At 55.8% G+C, this 18,112-nt stretch carries 19 protein-coding genes and 1 tRNA gene; 9 read left to right on the forward strand and 11 right to left on the reverse strand.

Going from position 1 to position 18,112, the window contains the following annotated elements; genetic code table 11:
- Nucleotides 1-163: 163 nt before the first annotated feature.
- From ABIB18_RS06920 to aspA, 6 genes are all read right to left on the reverse strand, one after another.
- A tRNA-Phe gene (locus tag ABIB18_RS06920) sits at nt 164-239 on the reverse strand.
- 107 nt (nt 240-346) lie between these two features.
- Nucleotides 347-925, reverse strand: coding sequence for a division control transcriptional repressor DicD (gene dicD / locus ABIB18_RS06925; protein ID WP_069728785.1), 579 nt, complete (start codon nt 923-925; stop codon nt 347-349).
- Nucleotides 926-988: 63 nt separating this feature from the next.
- A complete protein-coding gene (locus tag ABIB18_RS06930) occupies nt 989-2,689 on the reverse strand; it encodes a protein-disulfide reductase DsbD (protein ID WP_354473885.1) in 1,701 nt (566 codons plus the stop codon).
- Complete coding sequence (gene cutA / locus ABIB18_RS06935; RefSeq protein ID WP_031375474.1) at nt 2,665-2,979, reverse strand: divalent cation tolerance protein CutA; 315 nt, start codon at nt 2,977-2,979, stop codon at nt 2,665-2,667. The genes ABIB18_RS06930 and cutA overlap by 25 nt, the downstream gene beginning before the upstream one ends.
- A 64-nt stretch (nt 2,980-3,043) precedes the next feature.
- The gene (locus ABIB18_RS06940) at nt 3,044-4,345 is read right to left on the reverse strand and encodes an anaerobic C4-dicarboxylate transporter (protein ID WP_031375473.1); all 1,302 of its coding nucleotides are present in this window, start codon (nt 4,343-4,345) and stop codon (nt 3,044-3,046) included.
- A gap of 111 nt (nt 4,346-4,456) precedes the next feature.
- Entirely contained in the window at nt 4,457-5,893 is a 1,437-nt protein-coding gene (gene aspA / locus ABIB18_RS06945) for an aspartate ammonia-lyase (protein ID WP_354473886.1), read from the reverse strand.
- A 328-nt stretch (nt 5,894-6,221) separates the two neighbouring features.
- Between aspA and ABIB18_RS06950 the strand changes: the two genes are divergently transcribed.
- The 4 genes from ABIB18_RS06950 (at nt 6,222) to ABIB18_RS06965 (ending at nt 9,576) form a co-directional block, all read left to right on the forward strand.
- Nucleotides 6,222-6,683, forward strand: a complete 462-nt coding sequence (locus ABIB18_RS06950; protein WP_031375471.1) for an FxsA family protein — start codon at nt 6,222-6,224, stop codon at nt 6,681-6,683.
- Between the two features lie 240 nt (nt 6,684-6,923).
- Complete coding sequence (locus ABIB18_RS06955) at nt 6,924-7,217, forward strand: co-chaperone GroES (RefSeq protein ID WP_022625257.1); 294 nt, start codon at nt 6,924-6,926, stop codon at nt 7,215-7,217.
- 48 nt (nt 7,218-7,265) lie between these two features.
- Nucleotides 7,266-8,915: a chaperonin GroEL gene (gene groL, locus ABIB18_RS06960; RefSeq protein ID WP_003848314.1), complete on the forward strand. Its 1,650-nt coding sequence runs from the start codon at nt 7,266-7,268 to the stop codon at nt 8,913-8,915.
- A 313-nt stretch (nt 8,916-9,228) separates the two neighbouring features.
- Nucleotides 9,229-9,576, forward strand: a complete 348-nt coding sequence (locus tag ABIB18_RS06965; protein ID WP_031375470.1) for a DUF4156 domain-containing protein — start codon at nt 9,229-9,231, stop codon at nt 9,574-9,576.
- Between the two features lie 53 nt (nt 9,577-9,629).
- Here ABIB18_RS06965 and epmB read toward each other — a convergent pair whose 3' ends face one another.
- Nucleotides 9,630-10,658 (reverse strand): EF-P beta-lysylation protein EpmB, encoded by a 1,029-nt coding sequence (gene epmB, locus ABIB18_RS06970; RefSeq protein WP_354473887.1) that lies wholly within the window; start codon nt 10,656-10,658, stop codon nt 9,630-9,632.
- 43 nt (nt 10,659-10,701) lie between these two features.
- Between epmB and efp the strand changes: the two genes are divergently transcribed.
- The 3 genes from efp (at nt 10,702) to ABIB18_RS06985 (ending at nt 11,687) form a co-directional block, all read left to right on the forward strand.
- Nucleotides 10,702-11,268, forward strand: a complete 567-nt coding sequence (gene efp / locus ABIB18_RS06975) for an elongation factor P (RefSeq protein ID WP_031375468.1) — start codon at nt 10,702-10,704, stop codon at nt 11,266-11,268.
- A gap of 49 nt (nt 11,269-11,317) precedes the next feature.
- Nucleotides 11,318-11,449 (forward strand): entericidin A/B family lipoprotein, encoded by a 132-nt coding sequence (locus tag ABIB18_RS06980; protein ID WP_031375467.1) that lies wholly within the window; start codon nt 11,318-11,320, stop codon nt 11,447-11,449.
- A 103-nt stretch (nt 11,450-11,552) separates the two neighbouring features.
- Entirely contained in the window at nt 11,553-11,687 is a 135-nt protein-coding gene (locus ABIB18_RS06985; RefSeq protein WP_031375466.1) for an entericidin A/B family lipoprotein, read from the forward strand.
- Nucleotides 11,688-11,741: 54 nt separating this feature from the next.
- Here ABIB18_RS06985 and ABIB18_RS06990 read toward each other — a convergent pair whose 3' ends face one another.
- Nucleotides 11,742-12,266, reverse strand: coding sequence for a lipocalin family protein (locus ABIB18_RS06990; RefSeq protein ID WP_031375465.1), 525 nt, complete (start codon nt 12,264-12,266; stop codon nt 11,742-11,744).
- Nucleotides 12,267-12,401: 135 nt separating this feature from the next.
- Between ABIB18_RS06990 and epmA the strand changes: the two genes are divergently transcribed.
- Nucleotides 12,402-13,379 carry an elongation factor P--(R)-beta-lysine ligase gene (gene epmA, locus ABIB18_RS06995; protein ID WP_354473888.1) on the forward strand — a complete coding sequence of 326 codons (978 nt, stop codon included), beginning with the start codon at nt 12,402-12,404 and terminating at the stop codon, nt 13,377-13,379.
- Between the two features lie 170 nt (nt 13,380-13,549).
- On the opposite strand, the gene degS is transcribed toward epmA, so the two are convergent.
- The 3 genes from degS to zapG all read right to left on the reverse strand — a co-directional run bounded on the left by degS (nt 13,550) and on the right by zapG (nt 16,586).
- Nucleotides 13,550-14,611: an outer membrane-stress sensor serine endopeptidase DegS gene (gene degS / locus ABIB18_RS07000; protein WP_031375463.1), complete on the reverse strand. Its 1,062-nt coding sequence runs from the start codon at nt 14,609-14,611 to the stop codon at nt 13,550-13,552.
- Nucleotides 14,612-14,700: 89 nt separating this feature from the next.
- Complete coding sequence (degQ, locus tag ABIB18_RS07005) at nt 14,701-16,074, reverse strand: serine endoprotease DegQ (protein ID WP_031375462.1); 1,374 nt, start codon at nt 16,072-16,074, stop codon at nt 14,701-14,703.
- Between the two features lie 110 nt (nt 16,075-16,184).
- Nucleotides 16,185-16,586, reverse strand: a complete 402-nt coding sequence (gene zapG, locus ABIB18_RS07010) for a Z-ring associated protein ZapG (protein ID WP_031375461.1) — start codon at nt 16,584-16,586, stop codon at nt 16,185-16,187.
- Nucleotides 16,587-16,764: 178 nt separating this feature from the next.
- Between zapG and zapE the strand changes: the two genes are divergently transcribed.
- A complete protein-coding gene (gene zapE, locus ABIB18_RS07015) occupies nt 16,765-17,892 on the forward strand; it encodes a cell division protein ZapE (protein WP_031375460.1) in 1,128 nt (375 codons plus the stop codon).
- The last annotated feature ends 220 nt before the right edge of the window (nt 17,893-18,112 follow it).

The raw sequence follows: 18,112 nt of genomic DNA on the forward strand, positions 1-18,112 counted from the left end.
GGTGCCCGAACCCGGAAAAAAATGCCGGGAGCATTTTTTCATCGCACGCTTGCGTGCAGACCCGCAGGGCGAGCCACAGGGAAGTGGCGAGGACATCGAACCTTCGGGGCCGGGTTCGCCGTCCTGAAATGCAAAAACCCGCCAGAGGCGGGTTCTTTAAAAATGGTGCCCGAACCCGGAATCGAACCAGGGACACGGGGATTTTCAATCCCCTGCTCTACCGACTGAGCTATTCGGGCAACGGGGCGCATTAAACCGTAAAGGCCGCTGGGCGTCAACGGCTTTCACCAAAAAACCACGGGAAACGTGACTGATTGCCTGATTTTCAGTCAAAGCGGGTAAAACCTCAGGCCAGCGCGCCGTTTTTACGGCACAACGCAATGCTGTAAACATCTTCCGCCAGCCGCTGAGCCGTGGCGACATCCTGCACGTTGCGCTTCACCAGCAGTTTACTCAGGCAACCTTCCAGAATCAGCTCCATCTGATCGGCCACCATGCTCGGGTTGTCCAGCGCCTGGTCTAGCAGAATCTCATGCGTAAACTGCCATGACGCGCGCTTCTGCTGTTCCGCCAGTTGATGAATTGGCTGATCCGGCTGCGGATAGAAACTACAGGCGGCAATAAACAGACAGCCGGGGAAGCGGCCTTTGCTGACGTGTTCGCTTAGCACTTCATAACGCGCCATCAGCTTCTGGTCCGGCGACAGCGTCTCATCCAGCATGATCTGACGCCGCCAGGTATCAATCTGCTGAGCGTGATAACGCAGCGCATCATAGAGCAGGGCGTCACGATCGGGCCAGAACAGCCGGAGCTGATCGAGAGAAAGGTCGGTCTGGCCCGCCAGGGTTTCCAATGAGAGGGTGGCGGCGAGGCCGTTCTGTTCAAGCACATTCAGTGCATGCTCGAGTATTTGTTCACGCTGCAAGTGACTCTCCTCTGGTATGCAGGCCCGGCTGTTCGCCGGACACAAGCCTGACTCCAGTGTTGTTTACGGGGTGAGTTTCTGCAAATGTGCCCGGAAATCGGCGGCATTGAGAAACCCGGTGATGCGCGAGTCAGCGATCTCGTGGCCTTGCGCATCAAAGAATAAAATGGTCGGTAATCCCAGCACCTGAAGATGCTGCAACAGCGCATTATCGCTGGCGCTATTGGCGGTCACGTTGGCCTGTAGCAGCTGCACCCGGCTCAGGCTATCGCGTACCGCGCTGTCGCTAAAGGTGTATTTTTCAAACTCTTTACAGGCAACACACCAGTCGGCATACAGATCGACCATGGTGATGCGGCCGTTGGCCTGTTGCAGCGCCGTCTGCAACTGTTGCGGCGTCTGGACGGTCTGGAATGGCAGGTGGGCGACAGCCTGCTGCTGCGCCGGGCCGCCAAAGGCCCAGTCCTGTAGCGGACGGGCGCTGATCAGTGCGGCGGCCAGCACGATAATCTGTACGACGCGCCACTTGCCACTGCTGGCGCGCAGGCTGACGCTGAACGCCCAGCCAAAAAAGGCCACGCCCAGCAGGCTCCACAGCCGCAGTCCCCACAGGTCGCCCAGCACCCGCTCCATCAGGAAAACCGGCAGCGCCAGGATAACGAAACCAAAGCCCTCTTTTACCGTCTGCATCCACGGTCCGCTCTTCGGCAGCAGCTTATTGCCAAACAGGGTCACGGCGATCAGCGGTAAGCCCATCCCGACCGCATAGAGCCAGAGAGTACCGGCGCCGGCCCATAAATTACCGCTCTGGGCGATATAGAGCAGAATAGCGCTGAGCGGCGCGGTGGTGCAGGGCGAGCAGATTAAACCGGCCAGCGCGCCCATCAAAAATACGCCTGGCAGCGAGCCGCTCTGCTGGCGATTGCTCCACAGGGTTAAGCGGGTTTGCAGGCTGGCCGGCAGTTGCAGCGTAAACAGACCAAACATCGACAGCGCCAGCACGATAAACAGCGCCGACAGTGCCGACAGCACCCACGGATGTTGCAGGGCTGCCTGGAAACGCAGCCCGGCAGCCGCCACGATCAGACCCAGCAGAGTGTAGGTCAGCGCCATGCCCTGGACATAGACCATCGCCAGCGCAAACAGTCGGCCAAACGAATAGTGGCGCTGGCCGCCAAGAATAATGCCGGAAATCAGCGGATACATCGGCAGCACGCAGGGCGTGAAGGCGACGCCAATGCCGATCAGCAACGCCCACAGCGGTGAAAACGGCAGCGGCGTGGCTGGTGCAGGCGCGGTATTAACCGGCGCAGCAGCAGTGCTGGCCGCTACCGGACTCAGCGGCACGGTGCGGGTTTCGGGGGGATAACAGAATCCGGCGGCGGCACAGCCCTGATAGGTGACGCTAAGCGTGGCCCCACGGGCGGCCTGTTGTAGCGTTACCGGCACCGTCAGATCCTGCCGATAGATCTGGCTCTTGCCGTAGAATTCATCTTCGTGCGGCTGACCGGCGGGCAGCGTCAGCGGTGCCAGCGTGGCGTTGGCCGGCGTGACGTGGATCTGCTGACGATAGAGGTAGTAGCCCGTTTTTACTTTCCAGTGCAGGTTGAGCTGCGCTCCCTGCTGGTCGAAATCAAAACCAAACGCCTGATCGACCGGGACAAAGCGGCTGCTGGCGGGGTTGGAAAAAAGCGATGCGTGCGCCTGCAGGCTGATAAACAGCACCAGCAGCAGCGTAATTAAGCGAGAGATGCGTGCAGCCATGACAAGTATTCACTGTCTCCATGTTGAACCGGAAGCGCCAGCAGTTCAGGCACATCGTAGGGATGCGCCTGCCTGAGCAGATCGAACAGTGCCTGCTGGTGATCGCTATCGCATTTCAGCAGCATCTGCACTTCGCTGCTCTGTTCGAGCTGACCCTGCCAGACGTAATACGAGGTAGCACCCGGCAGCAGCGTGACGCAGGCCGCCAGTCTGGCCTCAAGCGCCAGGGCGGCCAGACGTTGCGCCGTCGCCTGATCGGGTGCAGTGCAAAGGACAACGATGGCGTTCATCGTAATGCTCCTGTTTAAAAGAGCCCCGATGATAGCACGCTCAGTCAGCGACGCGATTATCGGGCTATAACAGCAACCCGCCAAAGACAAAGCCCGCCATCACCGACAGCGTAATGGCGATCACGCCGGGAATGATAAAGGCATGGTTGAAAACAAACTTGCCAATCCGGGTCGATCCGGTGTCATCCATCTCCACGGCCGCCAGTAAAGTCGGGTAGGTCGGCAGGACGAACAGCGCCGAAACCGCGGCAAACGAGGCGATGGCGGTAAGCGGCGACACGCCCAGCAGCAAGGCGGCAGGCATCAGCGCCTTAGTGGTTGCCGCCTGCGAGTAGAGCAGCATTGAGGCGAAGAACAGCACCAGCGCCAGCATCCACGGGTAGGTTTTCAGCATATCGCCGGCCACCATCTGGATCTCTGCCAGGTGGGCTTTAACAAAGGTATCGCCCAGCCAGGCGACACCCATCACGCAGATACAGGCACTCATGCCGGACTTAAAGGTGCTGGCGCTGAGGATCTCGCTGGTATCCAGTTTACAGGTCAGGCTGATCAGGGTGGCGATAGTCAGCATAAACACCACAATCGCTTCATTACGCGGCAGCAGCGGGTTGGCGATCAGGCCAAGACTGGCACTGGTGAGCGTGGCGTAGACCACCACGGCGATGATACCGAGCAGAAACAGCAGCACCGATTTTTTCGCGCCCGGTTTGGGCTGGTAGACGCTGGCACCGCGCAGCGTAACGTCGCCTTTCGCCAGTCGCGCCTGGTAGACCTCATCATCCTTCAGCTCTTTACCGAGGAAGTTGGTCACCAGCGCGGCCAGAAACAGGCCGACCATGGTCGAGGGGATCGCGATAGCCAGCAGCGTAATGTAGCTGATGCCACGCGGCTCAAGCAGGGTAGCGAAGAATACCACCGCCGCTGAAATGGGCGAGGCGGTAATGGCGATCTGCGAAGCGACCACGGCGATCGACAGCGGGCGCGAAGGGCGGACGCCTTGCTCTTTCGCCACTTCAGCGATTACCGGCAGCGTCGAGAAGGCCGTATGACCGGTACCCGCCAGCAGCGTCATCAGATAGGTTACCAGCGGTGCCAGTAGCGTGACGTGACGCGGATGACGGCGCAGCAGCCGTTCGGCGAGGCTGACCAGATAATCCATTCCGCCGGCGACCTGCATGGCCGCGATAGCCGCAATGACCGCCATAATAATTTCGATCACGTCGAACGGGATCATGCCCGGCGGCAGGCCAAAGCCCAGCGTCAGGATCAGCACGCCCATGCCGCCAGCGAACCCAATGCCAATGCCGCCAAGGCGCGCACCCAACCAGATCGCCAGTAAGACGACCAGCAGCTCAACCACAAACATGCATCACTCCTGAGAATTTAACCTGAGATTATCAGTTGTGCTGTTTACCAAAGAAAAAGGCACACCGTGTTGATCGCGGTGTGCCTTTAGTAAACCAGCGTCGGTTAAACCTTACTGCTCGTTTTCGTCGGTATAACGTTTCGCTTTATAAACCGGATACATCAGGTTCTGGACCGAGAAAATATCGTCCAGCTCGCTTTCGGTCAGCAAGCCGCGCTCCAGCACCACTTCACGTACGCTTTTACCGGTTTCGGCGCAGATTTTGCCGACGATATCGCCGTTATGGTGGCCGATATACGGGTTAAGGTAGGTGACGATACCGATTGAGTTAAAGACGTAGGCTTCGCACACCGCGCGGTTGGCGGTAATGCCGTTGACGCACTTCTCCAGCAGGTTGTAGCAGGCGTTGGTCAGGATGCTGATCGATTCAAACAGCGCCTGGCCAATCACCGGCTCCATTACGTTCAGCTGCAGCTGACCGGCTTCGGAAGCCATGGTGACGGTGATGTCGTTGCCGATCACTTTGAAGCAGACCTGATTAACCACTTCCGGCACTACCGGATTGACTTTGGCTGGCATGATCGACGAACCGGCCTGTAACTCCGGCAGGTTGATTTCATTCAGGCCAGCGCGCGGACCGGAAGAGAGCAGGCGCAGGTCGTTACAGATCTTAGAGAGCTTCACCGCCAGGCGTTTCAGTGACGAGTGCACCATCACGTAGGCACCGCAGTCTGAGGTCGCTTCGATCAGATCTTCCGCCGGCACCACCGGCAGGTTGCTGACTTCCGCCAGACGCTGCACGGCAAGGTGCTGATAACCGTCCGGCGTATTCAGGCGGGTACCGATGGCGGTCGCGCCGAGGTTCACTTCCAGCAGCAGTTCGCCGGTGCGCAGAATGCTTTTGGTCTCTTCACTCAGCAGCACGCTGAAGGCGTGAAATTCCTGACCCAGCGTCATCGGCACCGCATCCTGTAACTGGGTTCGGCCCATTTTGAGGATGGTCTGAAATTCGTCGGCCTTACGCTCAAAACCGTCGGCCAGCTGGCTGATGCCATCCAGCAGCTTCAGCAGCGAACTGTAAACCGCGATGCGGAAACCGGTCGGGTAGGCGTCATTGGTCGACTGACATTTGTTCACGTGATCGTTAGGGTTGAGGTACTGATATTCACCTTTCTGGTGGCCCATCAGTTCCAGACCGATGTTTGCCAGCACCTCATTGGTGTTCATGTTGACCGAGGTGCCAGCACCGCCCTGATAGACATCCACCGGAAACTGATCCATGCAGCGGCCTTTATTGAGCACTTCATCGCAGGCCTGAATGATGGTATCGGCAATGTTGCGGGGGATCGTTTGCAGCTCTTTGTTGGCCATCGCCGCCGCTTTTTTTACCATCACCATCCCGCGGACAAATTCGGGTATGTCGCTGATTTTACTGTTGCTGATGTAAAAATTTTCAATCGCACGCAGAGTATGAACGCCATAATAGGCATCCGCCGGTACTTCGCGCATACCTAACAGGTCTTCTTCGATACGAATGTTGTTCGCCATGATAACCTTCTTGTTGTTGCCGCTAACCATCACAGATGATGTGTTTATTTTGTCGTGGTGTACCCGTAACGACATTTTATCCGTCTTCATACTGGTGAGCACGATCATATTCTGATGCATCAGAAAAGTACGCATGCAGATCACTTAATGCTGCCGTCAGGTTAACGATATGTGAAACAGGTTACAAAATTAACCCTGCGGGATAAATTTGACAGGATCGGTTGAAAATGGCGGCACGGGTGCCCATCTCTTTTCTTATCATCACTAAGATGAACGCTTTCTGCTGAACGGCACGCTGCCGGTCAGCCCACACTTACAGGAGAGTACGGTGCGCTGGATACCGTTATTAGTCTTTTTTGTCCTGGCCTGGATTGAAATTTCACTGTTTATTCAGGTCGCCCACGTCATGGGCGTGCTGCTCACCATGCTGCTGGTGGTCTTCACCTCCTGCATCGGGGTGTCGCTGGTCAAAAATCAGGGCATGAAGAATTTCATGCTGATGCAGGAGAAGCTGGCGCGTAATGAAAGCCCGGCGAAAGAGATGATCAAGAGCGTGTCGCTGATCATCGCCGGTTTTCTGCTGCTGCTGCCCGGCTTCTTTACCGACCTGCTGGGCCTGCTGCTGTTGCTGCCGCCGGTGCAGAAGCATCTGACGCTGAAGCTGATGCCGCATCTGCGCGTCTGGCGCGGTCCGGGTGCCGGCCCTGACAGCGGCTATACCATGGATGGCGAGTTCGAGCGCAAAAACAGCGATCGCCTTGAGCACCATGACGATCCGAAAGATCGCTGACGGTGTCATCGCCACAGTAAAACGCAACCTTCGGGTTGCGTTTTTTATTTCCGCTGGCGATCTTTCTGCCGGTTGCTCAAAAAGCCATCAGTTATCACATCTGCGTAAAAAATTTGTTGTCTGCCCCCTTGAAAGGGCGTGGTCGCGGCCCTATCTCTCAGGTCACGAGGCCGGAAGCCATGCAGCCCGGTGTTCAACCCCAAAACTGAATGATTGGACTTCTCAAAGGAGAGCTATCAAATGAAAATTCGTCCATTGCACGATCGCGTTATCGTCAAGCGTAAAGAAGTTGAAGCTAAATCAGCTGGCGGCATCGTGCTGACCGGTTCTGCAGCCGGCAAATCCACCCGTGGTGAAGTGCTGGCTGTCGGCAACGGCCGCATCCTTGAGAGTGGTGACGTTAAGCCGCTGGACGTGAAGGTTGGCGACATCGTGATCTTCAGCGAAGGTTACGGCGCGAAAACCGAGAAAATCGATAACGAAGAGGTGCTGATCATCTCTGAGAGCGACATCCTGGCGGTTGTTGAAGCGTAATTTTTTCGCGTAATTCACTGAACGAAACGAATTTAAGGGATATTTAAAATGGCAGCTAAAGACGTAAAATTCGGTAATGACGCACGCGTAAAAATGCTGCGTGGCGTGAACGTACTGGCAGATGCAGTAAAAGTTACCCTGGGCCCAAAAGGCCGTAACGTGGTTCTGGATAAATCTTTTGGTGCACCGACCATCACTAAAGATGGTGTTTCTGTGGCACGTGAAATCGAACTGGAAGACAAGTTCGAGAACATGGGCGCGCAGATGGTGAAAGAAGTTGCCTCTAAAGCGAATGACGCTGCGGGCGACGGTACCACCACTGCTACCGTACTGGCGCAGTCTATCATCACCGAAGGCCTGAAAGCCGTTGCCGCGGGTATGAACCCGATGGACCTGAAGCGCGGTATCGACCAGGCAGTTATCGCTGCGGTTGAGAAACTGAAAGCGCTGTCTGTACCGTGCTCAGACTCTAAAGCGATTGCGCAGGTAGGTACCATCTCTGCTAACTCCGATGAAACCGTGGGCCAGCTGATTGCTCAGGCGATGGAGAAAGTCGGTAAAGAAGGCGTGATCACCGTTGAAGAAGGCACCGGCCTGCAGGACGAGCTGGATGTGGTAGAAGGTATGCAGTTCGATCGCGGTTACCTGTCACCTTACTTCATCAACAAACCAGAAACCGGTGCGATTGAACTGGAATCTCCGTTCATCCTGCTGGCTGACAAGAAAATTTCTAACATCCGTGAAATGCTGCCAGTGCTGGAAGCCGTGGCGAAAGCCGGCAAACCACTGCTGATCATCGCGGAAGACGTAGAAGGCGAAGCGCTGGCTACCCTGGTGGTTAACACCATGCGCGGCATCGTGAAAGTAGCTGCGGTTAAAGCACCAGGCTTCGGCGACCGTCGTAAAGCCATGCTGCAGGATATCGCTATCCTGACCGGTGGTACTGTGATTTCTGAAGAGATCGGCATGGAGCTGGAAAAAGCAGCTCTGGAAGATCTGGGTCAGGCAAAACGCGTTGTGATCAACAAAGACACCACCACCATCATCGACGGTGTGGGTGAAGAAGCGACGATTCAGGGACGTGTTACCCAGATTCGTCAGCAGATCGAAGAAGCCACTTCTGACTACGACAAAGAAAAACTGCAGGAGCGTGTCGCTAAACTGGCAGGCGGCGTTGCCGTTCTGAAAGTGGGCGCAGCAACTGAAGTTGAAATGAAAGAGAAGAAAGCCCGCGTTGAAGATGCCCTGCATGCAACCCGTGCTGCGGTAGAAGAAGGTGTGGTTGCTGGTGGTGGTGTGGCGCTGGTTCGCGTTGCAGCTCAGCTGGCCGATCTGCGTGGTCAGAACGAAGATCAGAACGTCGGTATCAAAGTTGCGCTGCGCGCAATGGAATCTCCACTGCGTCAGATCGTTTCTAACGCCGGTGAAGAACCATCAGTGGTCGCTAACAACGTGAAAGCGGGCGACGGTAACTACGGTTACAACGCGCAGACTGAAGAGTACGGCAACATGATCGACTTCGGTATCCTGGACCCAACCAAAGTGACCCGTTCTGCTCTGCAGTACGCGGCTTCTGTTGCGGGTCTGATGATCACCACCGAATGTATGGTCACTGACCTGCCAAAAGGCGACGCACCTGATTTAGGCGGCGGCGCTGGCGGTATGGGTGGCATGGGCGGTATGGGCGGCATGATGTAATCTGCCGTTGACTGCTTAAGTCATCTGGAACCCCCGATCGGAAACGGTCGGGGGTTTTTCTTTTGGGACGGAAAATAGTATAAGTAGTGGCGCAATCGTTCGTCTTTCCTCTTGATATGTCACGCTGTCTGCTGCTGCGCCGCCGGATCCACTGGCTTAAACCAGACCATCAGGATCGGCATGCTTGCCAGCCTGCAAGCGGCATGAAATATTGAGACGATATAACGGGATAAGGGCAATGAATGTGCAGAAAGAAAAAACATTTTTCTGCTACGCTGCCACCCGACTCTGATGATAATAAATGGGGATTACAATGCGGATTAACCTCTTGCTCGGACTGACGGCTGGCGCGTTATTGCTGGCGGGCTGTAGCAGCTCTACTCAACTGTCCTCGGCAGGCCAGCGCGTGACTTTTACCGATCAGCAGCCCGGCAGTGAGTGTCAGCTTCTGGGGAATCTTACCGGCTCACAGAGTAACTGGCTGAGCGGGGCAGGCGGGGAAACCAGCGCCCTGCGCGGTGCAGCAAATGACCTGCGCAACCGTGCAGCGGAAATGGGCGGCAACGTGATTTACGGCGCAACCAGTCCGACGCAGAACCTGCTGTCCGCGTTCGCGCCACTCGACAGTAAAATGTCCGGTCAGGTTTACAAGTGCCCGTAAGGTGAATCCGGCATCATGCCTTCTTCAGACGGCCGGCCTTGCGCCGGCCGTTTTTATTCCTGCCGCAGTTGCAGATCGAGCGGCGTTTTACTCGGCTCTCCGCCAATCTCGCGCGCCAGCTTAGGCACCAGATAACCCGAAACCTGCGACAGCAGCGCCCGCACCAGTTGCCGTGCGTCGTCGTCTGATACGTAGAAATGGGCGGCACCCTGCACCTTGTCCAGCACGTGCAGGTAGTAGGGCAGAATGCCCGCATCGAACAGCGCATTGCTCAGCGTTGCCAGCGTCCGGGCATTGTCGTTGACGCCGCGCAGCAGCACGCTCTGATTGAGCAGCGTCACGCCTGCACGCTTCAGCTCTCTCATCGCCACACGCAGTGCGTCGTCAATCTCCTGCGCATGGTTGATGTGCGTCACCATCAGCACCTGCAGCCGCGTTTCACTGAGCATCTGACAAAGTGCGTCGGTAATCCGCGCCGGGATCACCACCGGTAAACGGCTATGGATACGCAGCCGTTTCAGGTGCGGGATTTTCTCCAGCGCCGCAATCAGCCAGGCGAGTTCATGATCTTTCGCCATCAGCGGATCGCCGCCGGAGAAGATGATCTCATCCAGCTCCGGATGATCGGCGATATAGTCCAGTGCCGCCTGCCAGTTACGCTTATTTCCCTGATTATCCTGGTAAGGAAAATGACGGCGGAAGCAGTAGCGACAGTTGACCGCACAGCCGCCTTTCACCAGCAATAAGGCGCGGTTTTGGTATTTATGCAGCAAACCAGGGACAACGTTGCTTTGTTCATCCAGCGGATCGGTGCTATAACCTGGCGCATCGATGAATTCCTGGCGTTGAGTCAGTACCTGAAGCAGCAGCGGGTCGTGCGCATCACCTTTCTTCATCCGGTTGATGAATGCACGGGGAACGCGCAAGGCGAAAAGACGCCGCGCATCCGCCCCGTCGGCCAGCTCAGTGTGCTGATCCAGGGCTAAAATCCGCAGTAATTCATCAGGTTCAGTGACAACATCAGCAAGTTGCTGCAACCAATCTTCTCTGGAAGGTGTTTTTAGGGTTACAATGTGTGCCATTTTTTTGGCTTAGTACCAGTATCAATTTTCGTAGAGGGCCTTCATGGCGACTTATTCTAGCAACGATTTCCGTCCCGGTCTTAAAATCATGTTCGAAGGCGAGCCGTATGCCATCGAATCCAGTGAGTTCGTTAAACCGGGTAAAGGTCAGGCATTCGCGCGCGTTAAAATGCGTCGCCTGCTGACGGGTTCTCGCGTTGAGAAAACTTTCAAATCCACCGACTCCGCCGAAGGCGCAGACGTTATGGATACCAACCTGAACTACCTGTACAACGACGGTGAGTTCTATCACTTCATGCACCCGGAAAGCTTCGAGCAGTTCCAGGTTGAAGAGAAAACCGTCAGCGATGCCGCAAAATGGCTGCAGGATAACGCTGAATGTATCGTTACGCTGTGGAATGGCCGTCCAATCGCCGTTCAGCCGCCGAACTTTATCGAAGCCGAAATCGTTGAAACCGATCCTGGTCTGAAAGGTGACACCGCGGGTACAGGCGGTAAGCCAGCCAAGCTGTCTACCGGCGCAGTGGTGAAAGTGCCATTGTTCGTGCAAGAGGGCGAAGTGGTCAAAGTTGACACCCGCTCTGGCGAATACGTGTCACGCGTAAAATAAGTGCCGCAGGCGCATCTCAGATGCGCCTTTTTCTTGTGTGAGTGAAAAAATGAAAAAACTGGCAAAATTAATCGCATTCGCGTTGCTGGTCTCCTCTGCGCTGAGCGCCTGCAACACTTTCCACGGTTTTGGCGAAGATGTCTCCCACTTAGGTGGTGCCATTTCACGTGCGGCAAACTGACTGTTAACCTTCGTCTATTTTGTGGAATCGTCAGCGGCAGTCGTCGGAAATCCGGCTATGCTTAAAACGCTGTACTTTTACATCCATCAAAAAGGACATTGTTATGTTAAAGAAAAGTATTGTCACTTTCTTCTCTGTACTGGTGCTCTCTTCACTGCTGACGGCTTGTAATACCACACGTGGCGTAGGCGAAGACGTAGAAGCGGGTGGTCAGGCGATTCAAAACAGCACGAAGTAACCCGTTATTCCAACCGGTACGAAACCTTTTTCGTACCGGCTGTTCGCTTCCGCACTATTTCTGTTTTACCCAGATTAACTCGTCAACCGGGAAGCCATCCCGACGCGCCTGATCGACCAGCTTCTCTTTCACGCCCGGCTCCAGCTGCGGAGTGCGCGACAGAATCCACAGATAGTGGCGATTCGGTCCACATACCAGCGCATAGCGGTAGTCCGGATCGAGAGCAATCACGTTATAGCCGCCGTAGAAGGGGCCGAAGAAGGAGACTTTCAACGCCGCACGCTGCGGGTCGCCGGTAAAGTAGGCCTTGCCGATGCTCTCCTGCCAGCGCTGTTTCTTCACGTTGTAGCCACGATTGATCACTTTCAGGCCGCCATCTTCACGCGGGCTATAGTTCGCCGTCACCTGTTCAAGGCCGCGTTCGAAAGGGTGATTCAGGCGGGCAATCTCATACCACTGACCGAGATAGCGCTGGCTGTCAAAGTTTTCGATTACGGTGACGTTCTTTGGCGGCGTGGTGCTACAGGCGACGGAGAGAAAAGCGCTCAGGCTGGCAACAACAGTTTTCCATGGAGACATAGTGGGATTCCTTTGTGATTTAACTGCTTAAGTATAGAAGCCGAAACGCTGTTTTTGGCAGCGCGGGCGCGAGATTGTTTGCCGCAGGCATTGCAGGTAGACTTCCACCCCTTATTTGTATCAGGAGTCATCACCATGAGCGAAACGGCAAGCTGGCAACCAAGCGCATCCATCGCCAATTTGTTAAAACGCGCGGCGATTTTAGCCGAAGTGCGTCGTTTCTTTGCCGATCGTGGCGTACTGGAAGTCGATACGCCAGCGATGAGTCAGGCGACCATCACCGATATTCATCTGGTGCCGTTCCAGACGCGGTTTGTCGGGCCGGGTGCCGCACAAGGGCGCGATCTCTGGCTGATGACCAGCCCGGAATACCACATGAAACGCCTGCTGGCCGCCGGCAGCGGGCCGATTTACCAGATGGCGCGCAGCTTCCGCAATGAAGAAGCGGGGCGTCACCATAACCCGGAATTCACCATGCTGGAGTGGTACCGGCCGCACTACGACATGTATCGTCTGATGAACGAAGTCGACGATCTGATGCAGCAGGTGCTGGAGTGCGACAGCGCAGAATCACTCTCTTATCAGCAGGCGTTTATTCGTCATCTGGAGATTGATCCGCTGTCGGCAGACAAGGCCCAGCTGCGTGAAGCGGCGGAAAAGCTGGGTGAAGGCGAACTGGCGCGGGCGGAAGAGGATCGCGATACCCTGCTGATGCTGCTGTTTATGCTGGGCGTGGAACCGAAGATTGGTCAGGATAAGCCTTGCTTCGTTTATCACTTCCCGGCCAGCCAGGCGGCGCTGGCGGAGATCAGCACCGAGGATCACCGTGTGGCAGAACGTTTCGAGGTCTACTACAAGGGCATCGAACTGGCGAACGGTTTCCGTGAGCTGACTGACAGCCGCGAACAGCGTCAGCGCTTCGAGCAGGATAACCGTCAGCGCGCGGCGCGCGGCCTGCCACAGCATCCGATTGATACCAACCTGCTGGATGCACTGGCGCACGGTATGCCAGCCTGTTCCGGGGTGGCGCTGGGTGTAGATCGGTTGATTATGCTGGCGCTGAAAGCGGAATCACTGAGTGAAGTGATCGCCTTCCCGGTCGATCGCTGTTAACCATCTGGCGGGAAAACGGTGGAAAGGGCAGGGATGGACCAGCCGATCGCAAAGGAGACCTATTTCCCTGTAGGTCGGCCTCGCCTTCCTGGCTCGGACGCTTTGCTCTTCAGCTGGGCCAGCCCTGCCTGTCAGGCTAAATCATGGCGGCTGGTATGCCGCGTGCTGTGCTACTGGCTACTGTCCGGAAATTCCTGAATCGTTACCGGCAGCGTCAGCTTCTGATCATTTCGCAGTACCCGCACATCAATCACTGAACCCGGGCGAATCTCAGCCACCTGGTCCATCGTCTCCTGGGCGGACACTGCGGGCTTGCCGTTGACGCTCAGCAACACATCATTGGCCTGAATACCGGCTTTATCGGCCGGACCGTCCGGGGTCACCACGCTAACGATAATGCCCTGAACCCGATCCAGATTGCTGCCCTGACCGTGCAGCGGCGGCAGTTCGCGGCCGGTAATGCCGATGTAGCCGCGAATCACCCGGCCATCACGAATCAGCTTATCCATAATTTTTGAGGCCAGCGCGGTCGGAATAGCGAAACCAATGCCTTCCGGCGTTTCGCCGTCATTGCTTTTGTCGAAGGTCAGGGTGTTGATGCCCATCAATTCGCCCAGCGAGTTGATCAGCGCGCCGCCAGAGTTACCCTGGTTGATAGAGGCATCGGTTTGCAGGAAGTTCTGCCGGCCCGACGAACTTAAGCCAACCCGTCCGGTGGCGCTGATAATGCCCTGGGTAACCGTCTGGCCGAGGTTGTAGGGATTGCCGATCGCCATTACCACATCGCCGATATGGGCCAGACGTTTAGGATTGATCGGGATTACCGGCAGGCTGGAGGCGGTAATTTTCAGCACCGCCAAATCGGTCATTGCGTCTGAACCAACCAGCGTCGCTTCGAAGAAACGGCCATCCTGTAATGCCACAATAATCTGGTCAGCATTGTTGATGACGTGCTTATTGGTCAGGATGTAACCTTTTGCGTTCATGATCACCCCGGAACCCAGGGTAGTGATGCCACGATTGTTATTACCGTGTGCGCTACGGTTGTAGACGTTGACGACCGCAGGCACGGCGCGGCGCACCCCCTGATTAAAGCTAAAGGGTGTTTCGTCGTTACTGTCATCGTGGTTATAGAGGGCGTCGCTGCCCATACGCAGTGCAGGCAGTGCTGCGAGCAAAATACCCGCCACAATCAGGCCCAGCACCACGGCACGCAAAAGTTTAAGAAACATGGTGTTAAATCACGCCAGGGGAGATCGCTGGGCAGAATAGCATGAGAGCGGCGGACACACACGTGCTTGTGTCCGCCATAATGCGAGGTTTATCTCAACAACAGATAGATACTTTCATCACCGCGGACCACATTCAGGGCCAGTACCGGCGGTTTCCCTTCCAGCACTTTACGCATTTCAGCGATCGACTGAACGCGATTGCGGTTAACGCCAACAATCACATCATCTTTTTGCAGACCAACCTGTTCAGCTGGCGTGCCTTTCTCGATGGTGTCGACCTTAACCCCTTTGTCACCGGTTTTGGTCTGGCCATCACTCAGGGTGGCACCCTGCAGCGCAGGCGACATCAACTGGGCACTGGCGGTGGTTTGTGCGCTTTGCTCCAGCGTAACGGTGACGGTGATCGGTTTACCTTCACGCAGCAAACCAAGTTTGACCTGCTCGCCTGGCGCGGTGGTGCCGATTTTCACCCGCAGTTCGGCAAAGCTGGTGATCGGTTTGTCATTCACTGAGGTGATGATATCGCCAGATTTCACACCCGCTTTCTGGGCTGCTGACTGCGGCAATACTTCAGAGACAAACGCGCCGCGCTGCGCATCAACGTTAAACGCTTTGGCCATGTCAGCAGTCATTTCGGTGCCTTTAATACCGAGCTGGCCACGCTTCACTTCACCATATTTGATCAGCTGCTGGGCAAGATTGATCGCCATGTCGCTGGGAATGGCGAAGCCGATGCCGATATTGCCGCCGCTTGAGGCCAGAATCGCGGTATTAATCCCGATCAGCTCGCCATTGAGATTAACCAGCGCGCCGCCTGAGTTGCCGCGGTTTATCGCCGCATCGGTCTGGATAAAGTTTTCCAGCCCTTCCAGATTCAGGCCGCTACGGCCCAATGCAGAGATGATACCGGAGGTCGCAGTCTGACCCAGACCAAACGGGTTGCCGATCGCTACCGCAAAATCGCCCACTTTTAGCTGGTCGGAATCGGCTACTTTTACCTGCGTCAGGTTTTTTGCGCCCTGGATCTGAATCAGTGCGATGTCGGTCTGCTCATCATGACCGATCAGTTTGGCTTCATATTCACTGCCGTCGCCCAACTGCACATTGATCTTATCCGCGCCGTTGACCACGTGGTTATTGGTCAGCACGTATCCTTTGGCCGCATCAATGATTACGCCCGACCCCAGACCTTCAAACGGCTGTGGCTGATTATTGCCGCCGGGCATCTGGCCAAAGAAGCGTTTCAGCGGCTCAGGAATATCCTGCGCCTGATCGGCCGATTCGGTACCTTCAACGTGAACGCTGACCACGGCGGGCAGCACTTTCTCCAGCATTGGCGCCAGGCTTGGCAGCGGCTGGCCGGCAATTTGTGCTGGTAGCGTCGCCATCGCGTCTGGCGCGGCGGCAAGGCTCATCCCAATACTCAAGGCTAATGCGCTAAACAGTCGTGCTTGTTTTTTCATTGCTACAACGCTCTCGCTGCAAAAAGTGGGGGGAATTACTCAGTGTGACAGTCGTTTGAGGTCAGGGTTCGCAAAAACCGTGGGCGCAGACGGGCTGCGCCCCAAAAAGATTAGTCGCGGGCAGGGCGCTCGCCGCGCAGTAAACCGGATGCCCCTTCAGAGTAGTCGCGCGGCATCTGTACCGGGACCTGATCGTTATCGGCTTCAGCTTCGGTTAACTGATAAGCAAACGGGTTCTTTTCACCCGGCAGATCGGGCAGCAGGTCATTCGACCCTTTCGCCATATGCTGATAGAGCTGACGATAGTCACGCGCCATGTTGTCCAGCAATTCCGCGCTTTGCGCGAAGTGGTTAGTCAGTTCCTGACGGTAATCCGCCAGTTCCGCTTTCGATTTTTCCAGTTCGTACTGCATGCTGCGCTGCTCACGCAATTTCCTGTTGCCAAAACGCATGGCTACTGCGCCGACAATAATGCCTACCACTAAACCAATTAGCCCGTATTCCCAGGTCATAATGACTCCCGTGTTATTTCCGTTGTTCCGTAGGGCATTGCACCATTCCAATAGTAGTCACTATACCCGTTAATCTTATGGATGTGGAACTCTGGAGCGGCATGGCTTAGTGTAGAACGGCCTTTTTTTCGACAACAGCTGTATGAATCAGACAAAATTCAGGGACTCTGAGAGAACAATGCAAACCTCATCTCCGCTTGCCCGCTATGAGCAGGCGCTGTCGCAGGGCGAATTCAAGCCCGATGACGTACAACGTGAAGCCATTACCCGTTTAGACGCGCTCCAGCAAGCACTGGCCGCACGTCAGCAAACTGCTGCGCCTGCGACATCTGGCCTGCTGGGTCGCCTGTCGAAACTGATCGGCAAAGAGAAAAACGAACCCCTGCCACCGCTGCGCGGTTTATATATGTGGGGCGGTGTGGGTCGCGGGAAAACCTGGGTAATGGATCTGTTTTTTCAGTCTATTCCTGGCAATCGCAAACTGCGGCTGCACTTTCATCGCTTTATGTTGCGGGTACACGAAGAGCTGACGCAACTGCAGGGACAGAGCGATCCGCTGCTGATCATCGCCGACCGGTTTAAAGCCGAAACCGATATCCTCTGTTTCGACGAGTTTTTCGTTTCTGACATCACCGATGCGATGCTGCTTGGCACCCTGATGGAAGCGCTGTTTGAACGCGGTATCGCGCTGGTTGCCACCTCAAATATTCCGCCAGACGATCTCTATCGCAACGGGTTACAGCGTGCGCGTTTCCTGCCGGCGATTGAGCAGATCAAAACCCACTGTGATGTGATGAACGTCGATGCCGGCATCGATTACCGGTTGCGGACGCTGACCTCGGCCCATCTGTGGAACTACCCGCTGAATGACAAGACCCACGCTGAAATGGGGCGGATGTTTCAGGCGCTGGCGGGCGGCAAACCGGAACAGGCACCGGTCCTGGAGATCAACCATCGCCAGATGCCGACGCTCGGCGTCAGTGACGGGGTACTGGCGATCAACTTCACCACGCTGTGCGGGGAAGGACGCAGCCAGCATGACTATATTGCGCTCTCGCGTCGCTTCCACAGCGTCTTGCTGCATGATGTGCCGGTGATGATTTATAAGACCGAGGATCAGGCGCGTCGTTTTCTGGCGCTGGTCGATGAATTCTACGAACGCCATGTGAAACTGGTGGTGGCAGCGGAAACCTCGCTGACCGAGATTTATCAGGGCACGCGGCTGAAATTTGAGTATCAGCGCTGCTTATCACGTCTGCAGGAGATGCAGAGCGAGGAGTATCTGCGCCTGCCGCACCTGCCGTGAGAATAAAGCAGATAAATAGTGAAATAGGGTTCGATTTTTGTAACTGACTTCTCTATAATCTTGCGACCCCACGTTACAGCAAAGGATTTTTTTCCCAAATCCTCTGTGTTCCAGTAACTCTATCCGAAGGGGTGGCTTGCTGGTCAAAATGGTCGTGTGAGCCTCAATCGTTTACTTAAGCGTTTGGGATTTCACCAACGTGTAACTTAATTTGGGTAAG

Source organism: Pantoea sp. UYEF8, assembly GCF_040546285.1.
GTDB classification, from domain to species: domain Bacteria; phylum Pseudomonadota; class Gammaproteobacteria; order Enterobacterales; family Enterobacteriaceae; genus Pantoea; species Pantoea brenneri.

What these genes read in the sequence shown, in the direction of transcription:
- groL (WP_003848314.1), top strand. Translation starts at nt 7,266, where the DNA reads ATGGCAGCTAAAGACGTAAAATTCGGTAATGACGCACGCGTAAAAATG.
- ABIB18_RS06990 (WP_031375465.1), bottom strand. Translation starts at nt 12,266, where the DNA reads ATGTCTCCATGGAAAACTGTTGTTGCCAGCCTGAGCGCTTTTCTCTCC.
- zapE (WP_031375460.1), top strand. Translation starts at nt 16,765, where the DNA reads ATGCAAACCTCATCTCCGCTTGCCCGCTATGAGCAGGCGCTGTCGCAG.
- ABIB18_RS06980 (WP_031375467.1), top strand. Translation starts at nt 11,318, where the DNA reads ATGAAAAAACTGGCAAAATTAATCGCATTCGCGTTGCTGGTCTCCTCT.
- ABIB18_RS06985 (WP_031375466.1), top strand. Translation starts at nt 11,553, where the DNA reads ATGTTAAAGAAAAGTATTGTCACTTTCTTCTCTGTACTGGTGCTCTCT.
- ABIB18_RS06930 (WP_354473885.1), bottom strand. Translation starts at nt 2,689, where the DNA reads ATGGCTGCACGCATCTCTCGCTTAATTACGCTGCTGCTGGTGCTGTTT.
- degS (WP_031375463.1), bottom strand. Translation starts at nt 14,611, where the DNA reads ATGTTTCTTAAACTTTTGCGTGCCGTGGTGCTGGGCCTGATTGTGGCG.
- ABIB18_RS06940 (WP_031375473.1), bottom strand. Translation starts at nt 4,345, where the DNA reads ATGTTTGTGGTTGAGCTGCTGGTCGTCTTACTGGCGATCTGGTTGGGT.
- cutA (WP_031375474.1), bottom strand. Translation starts at nt 2,979, where the DNA reads ATGAACGCCATCGTTGTCCTTTGCACTGCACCCGATCAGGCGACGGCG.
- degQ (WP_031375462.1), bottom strand. Translation starts at nt 16,074, where the DNA reads ATGAAAAAACAAGCACGACTGTTTAGCGCATTAGCCTTGAGTATTGGG.
- epmA (WP_354473888.1), top strand. Translation starts at nt 12,402, where the DNA reads ATGAGCGAAACGGCAAGCTGGCAACCAAGCGCATCCATCGCCAATTTG.
- zapG (WP_031375461.1), bottom strand. Translation starts at nt 16,586, where the DNA reads ATGACCTGGGAATACGGGCTAATTGGTTTAGTGGTAGGCATTATTGTC.
- ABIB18_RS06955 (WP_022625257.1), top strand. Translation starts at nt 6,924, where the DNA reads ATGAAAATTCGTCCATTGCACGATCGCGTTATCGTCAAGCGTAAAGAA.
- ABIB18_RS06965 (WP_031375470.1), top strand. Translation starts at nt 9,229, where the DNA reads ATGCGGATTAACCTCTTGCTCGGACTGACGGCTGGCGCGTTATTGCTG.
- aspA (WP_354473886.1), bottom strand. Translation starts at nt 5,893, where the DNA reads ATGGCGAACAACATTCGTATCGAAGAAGACCTGTTAGGTATGCGCGAA.
- efp (WP_031375468.1), top strand. Translation starts at nt 10,702, where the DNA reads ATGGCGACTTATTCTAGCAACGATTTCCGTCCCGGTCTTAAAATCATG.
- epmB (WP_354473887.1), bottom strand. Translation starts at nt 10,658, where the DNA reads ATGGCACACATTGTAACCCTAAAAACACCTTCCAGAGAAGATTGGTTG.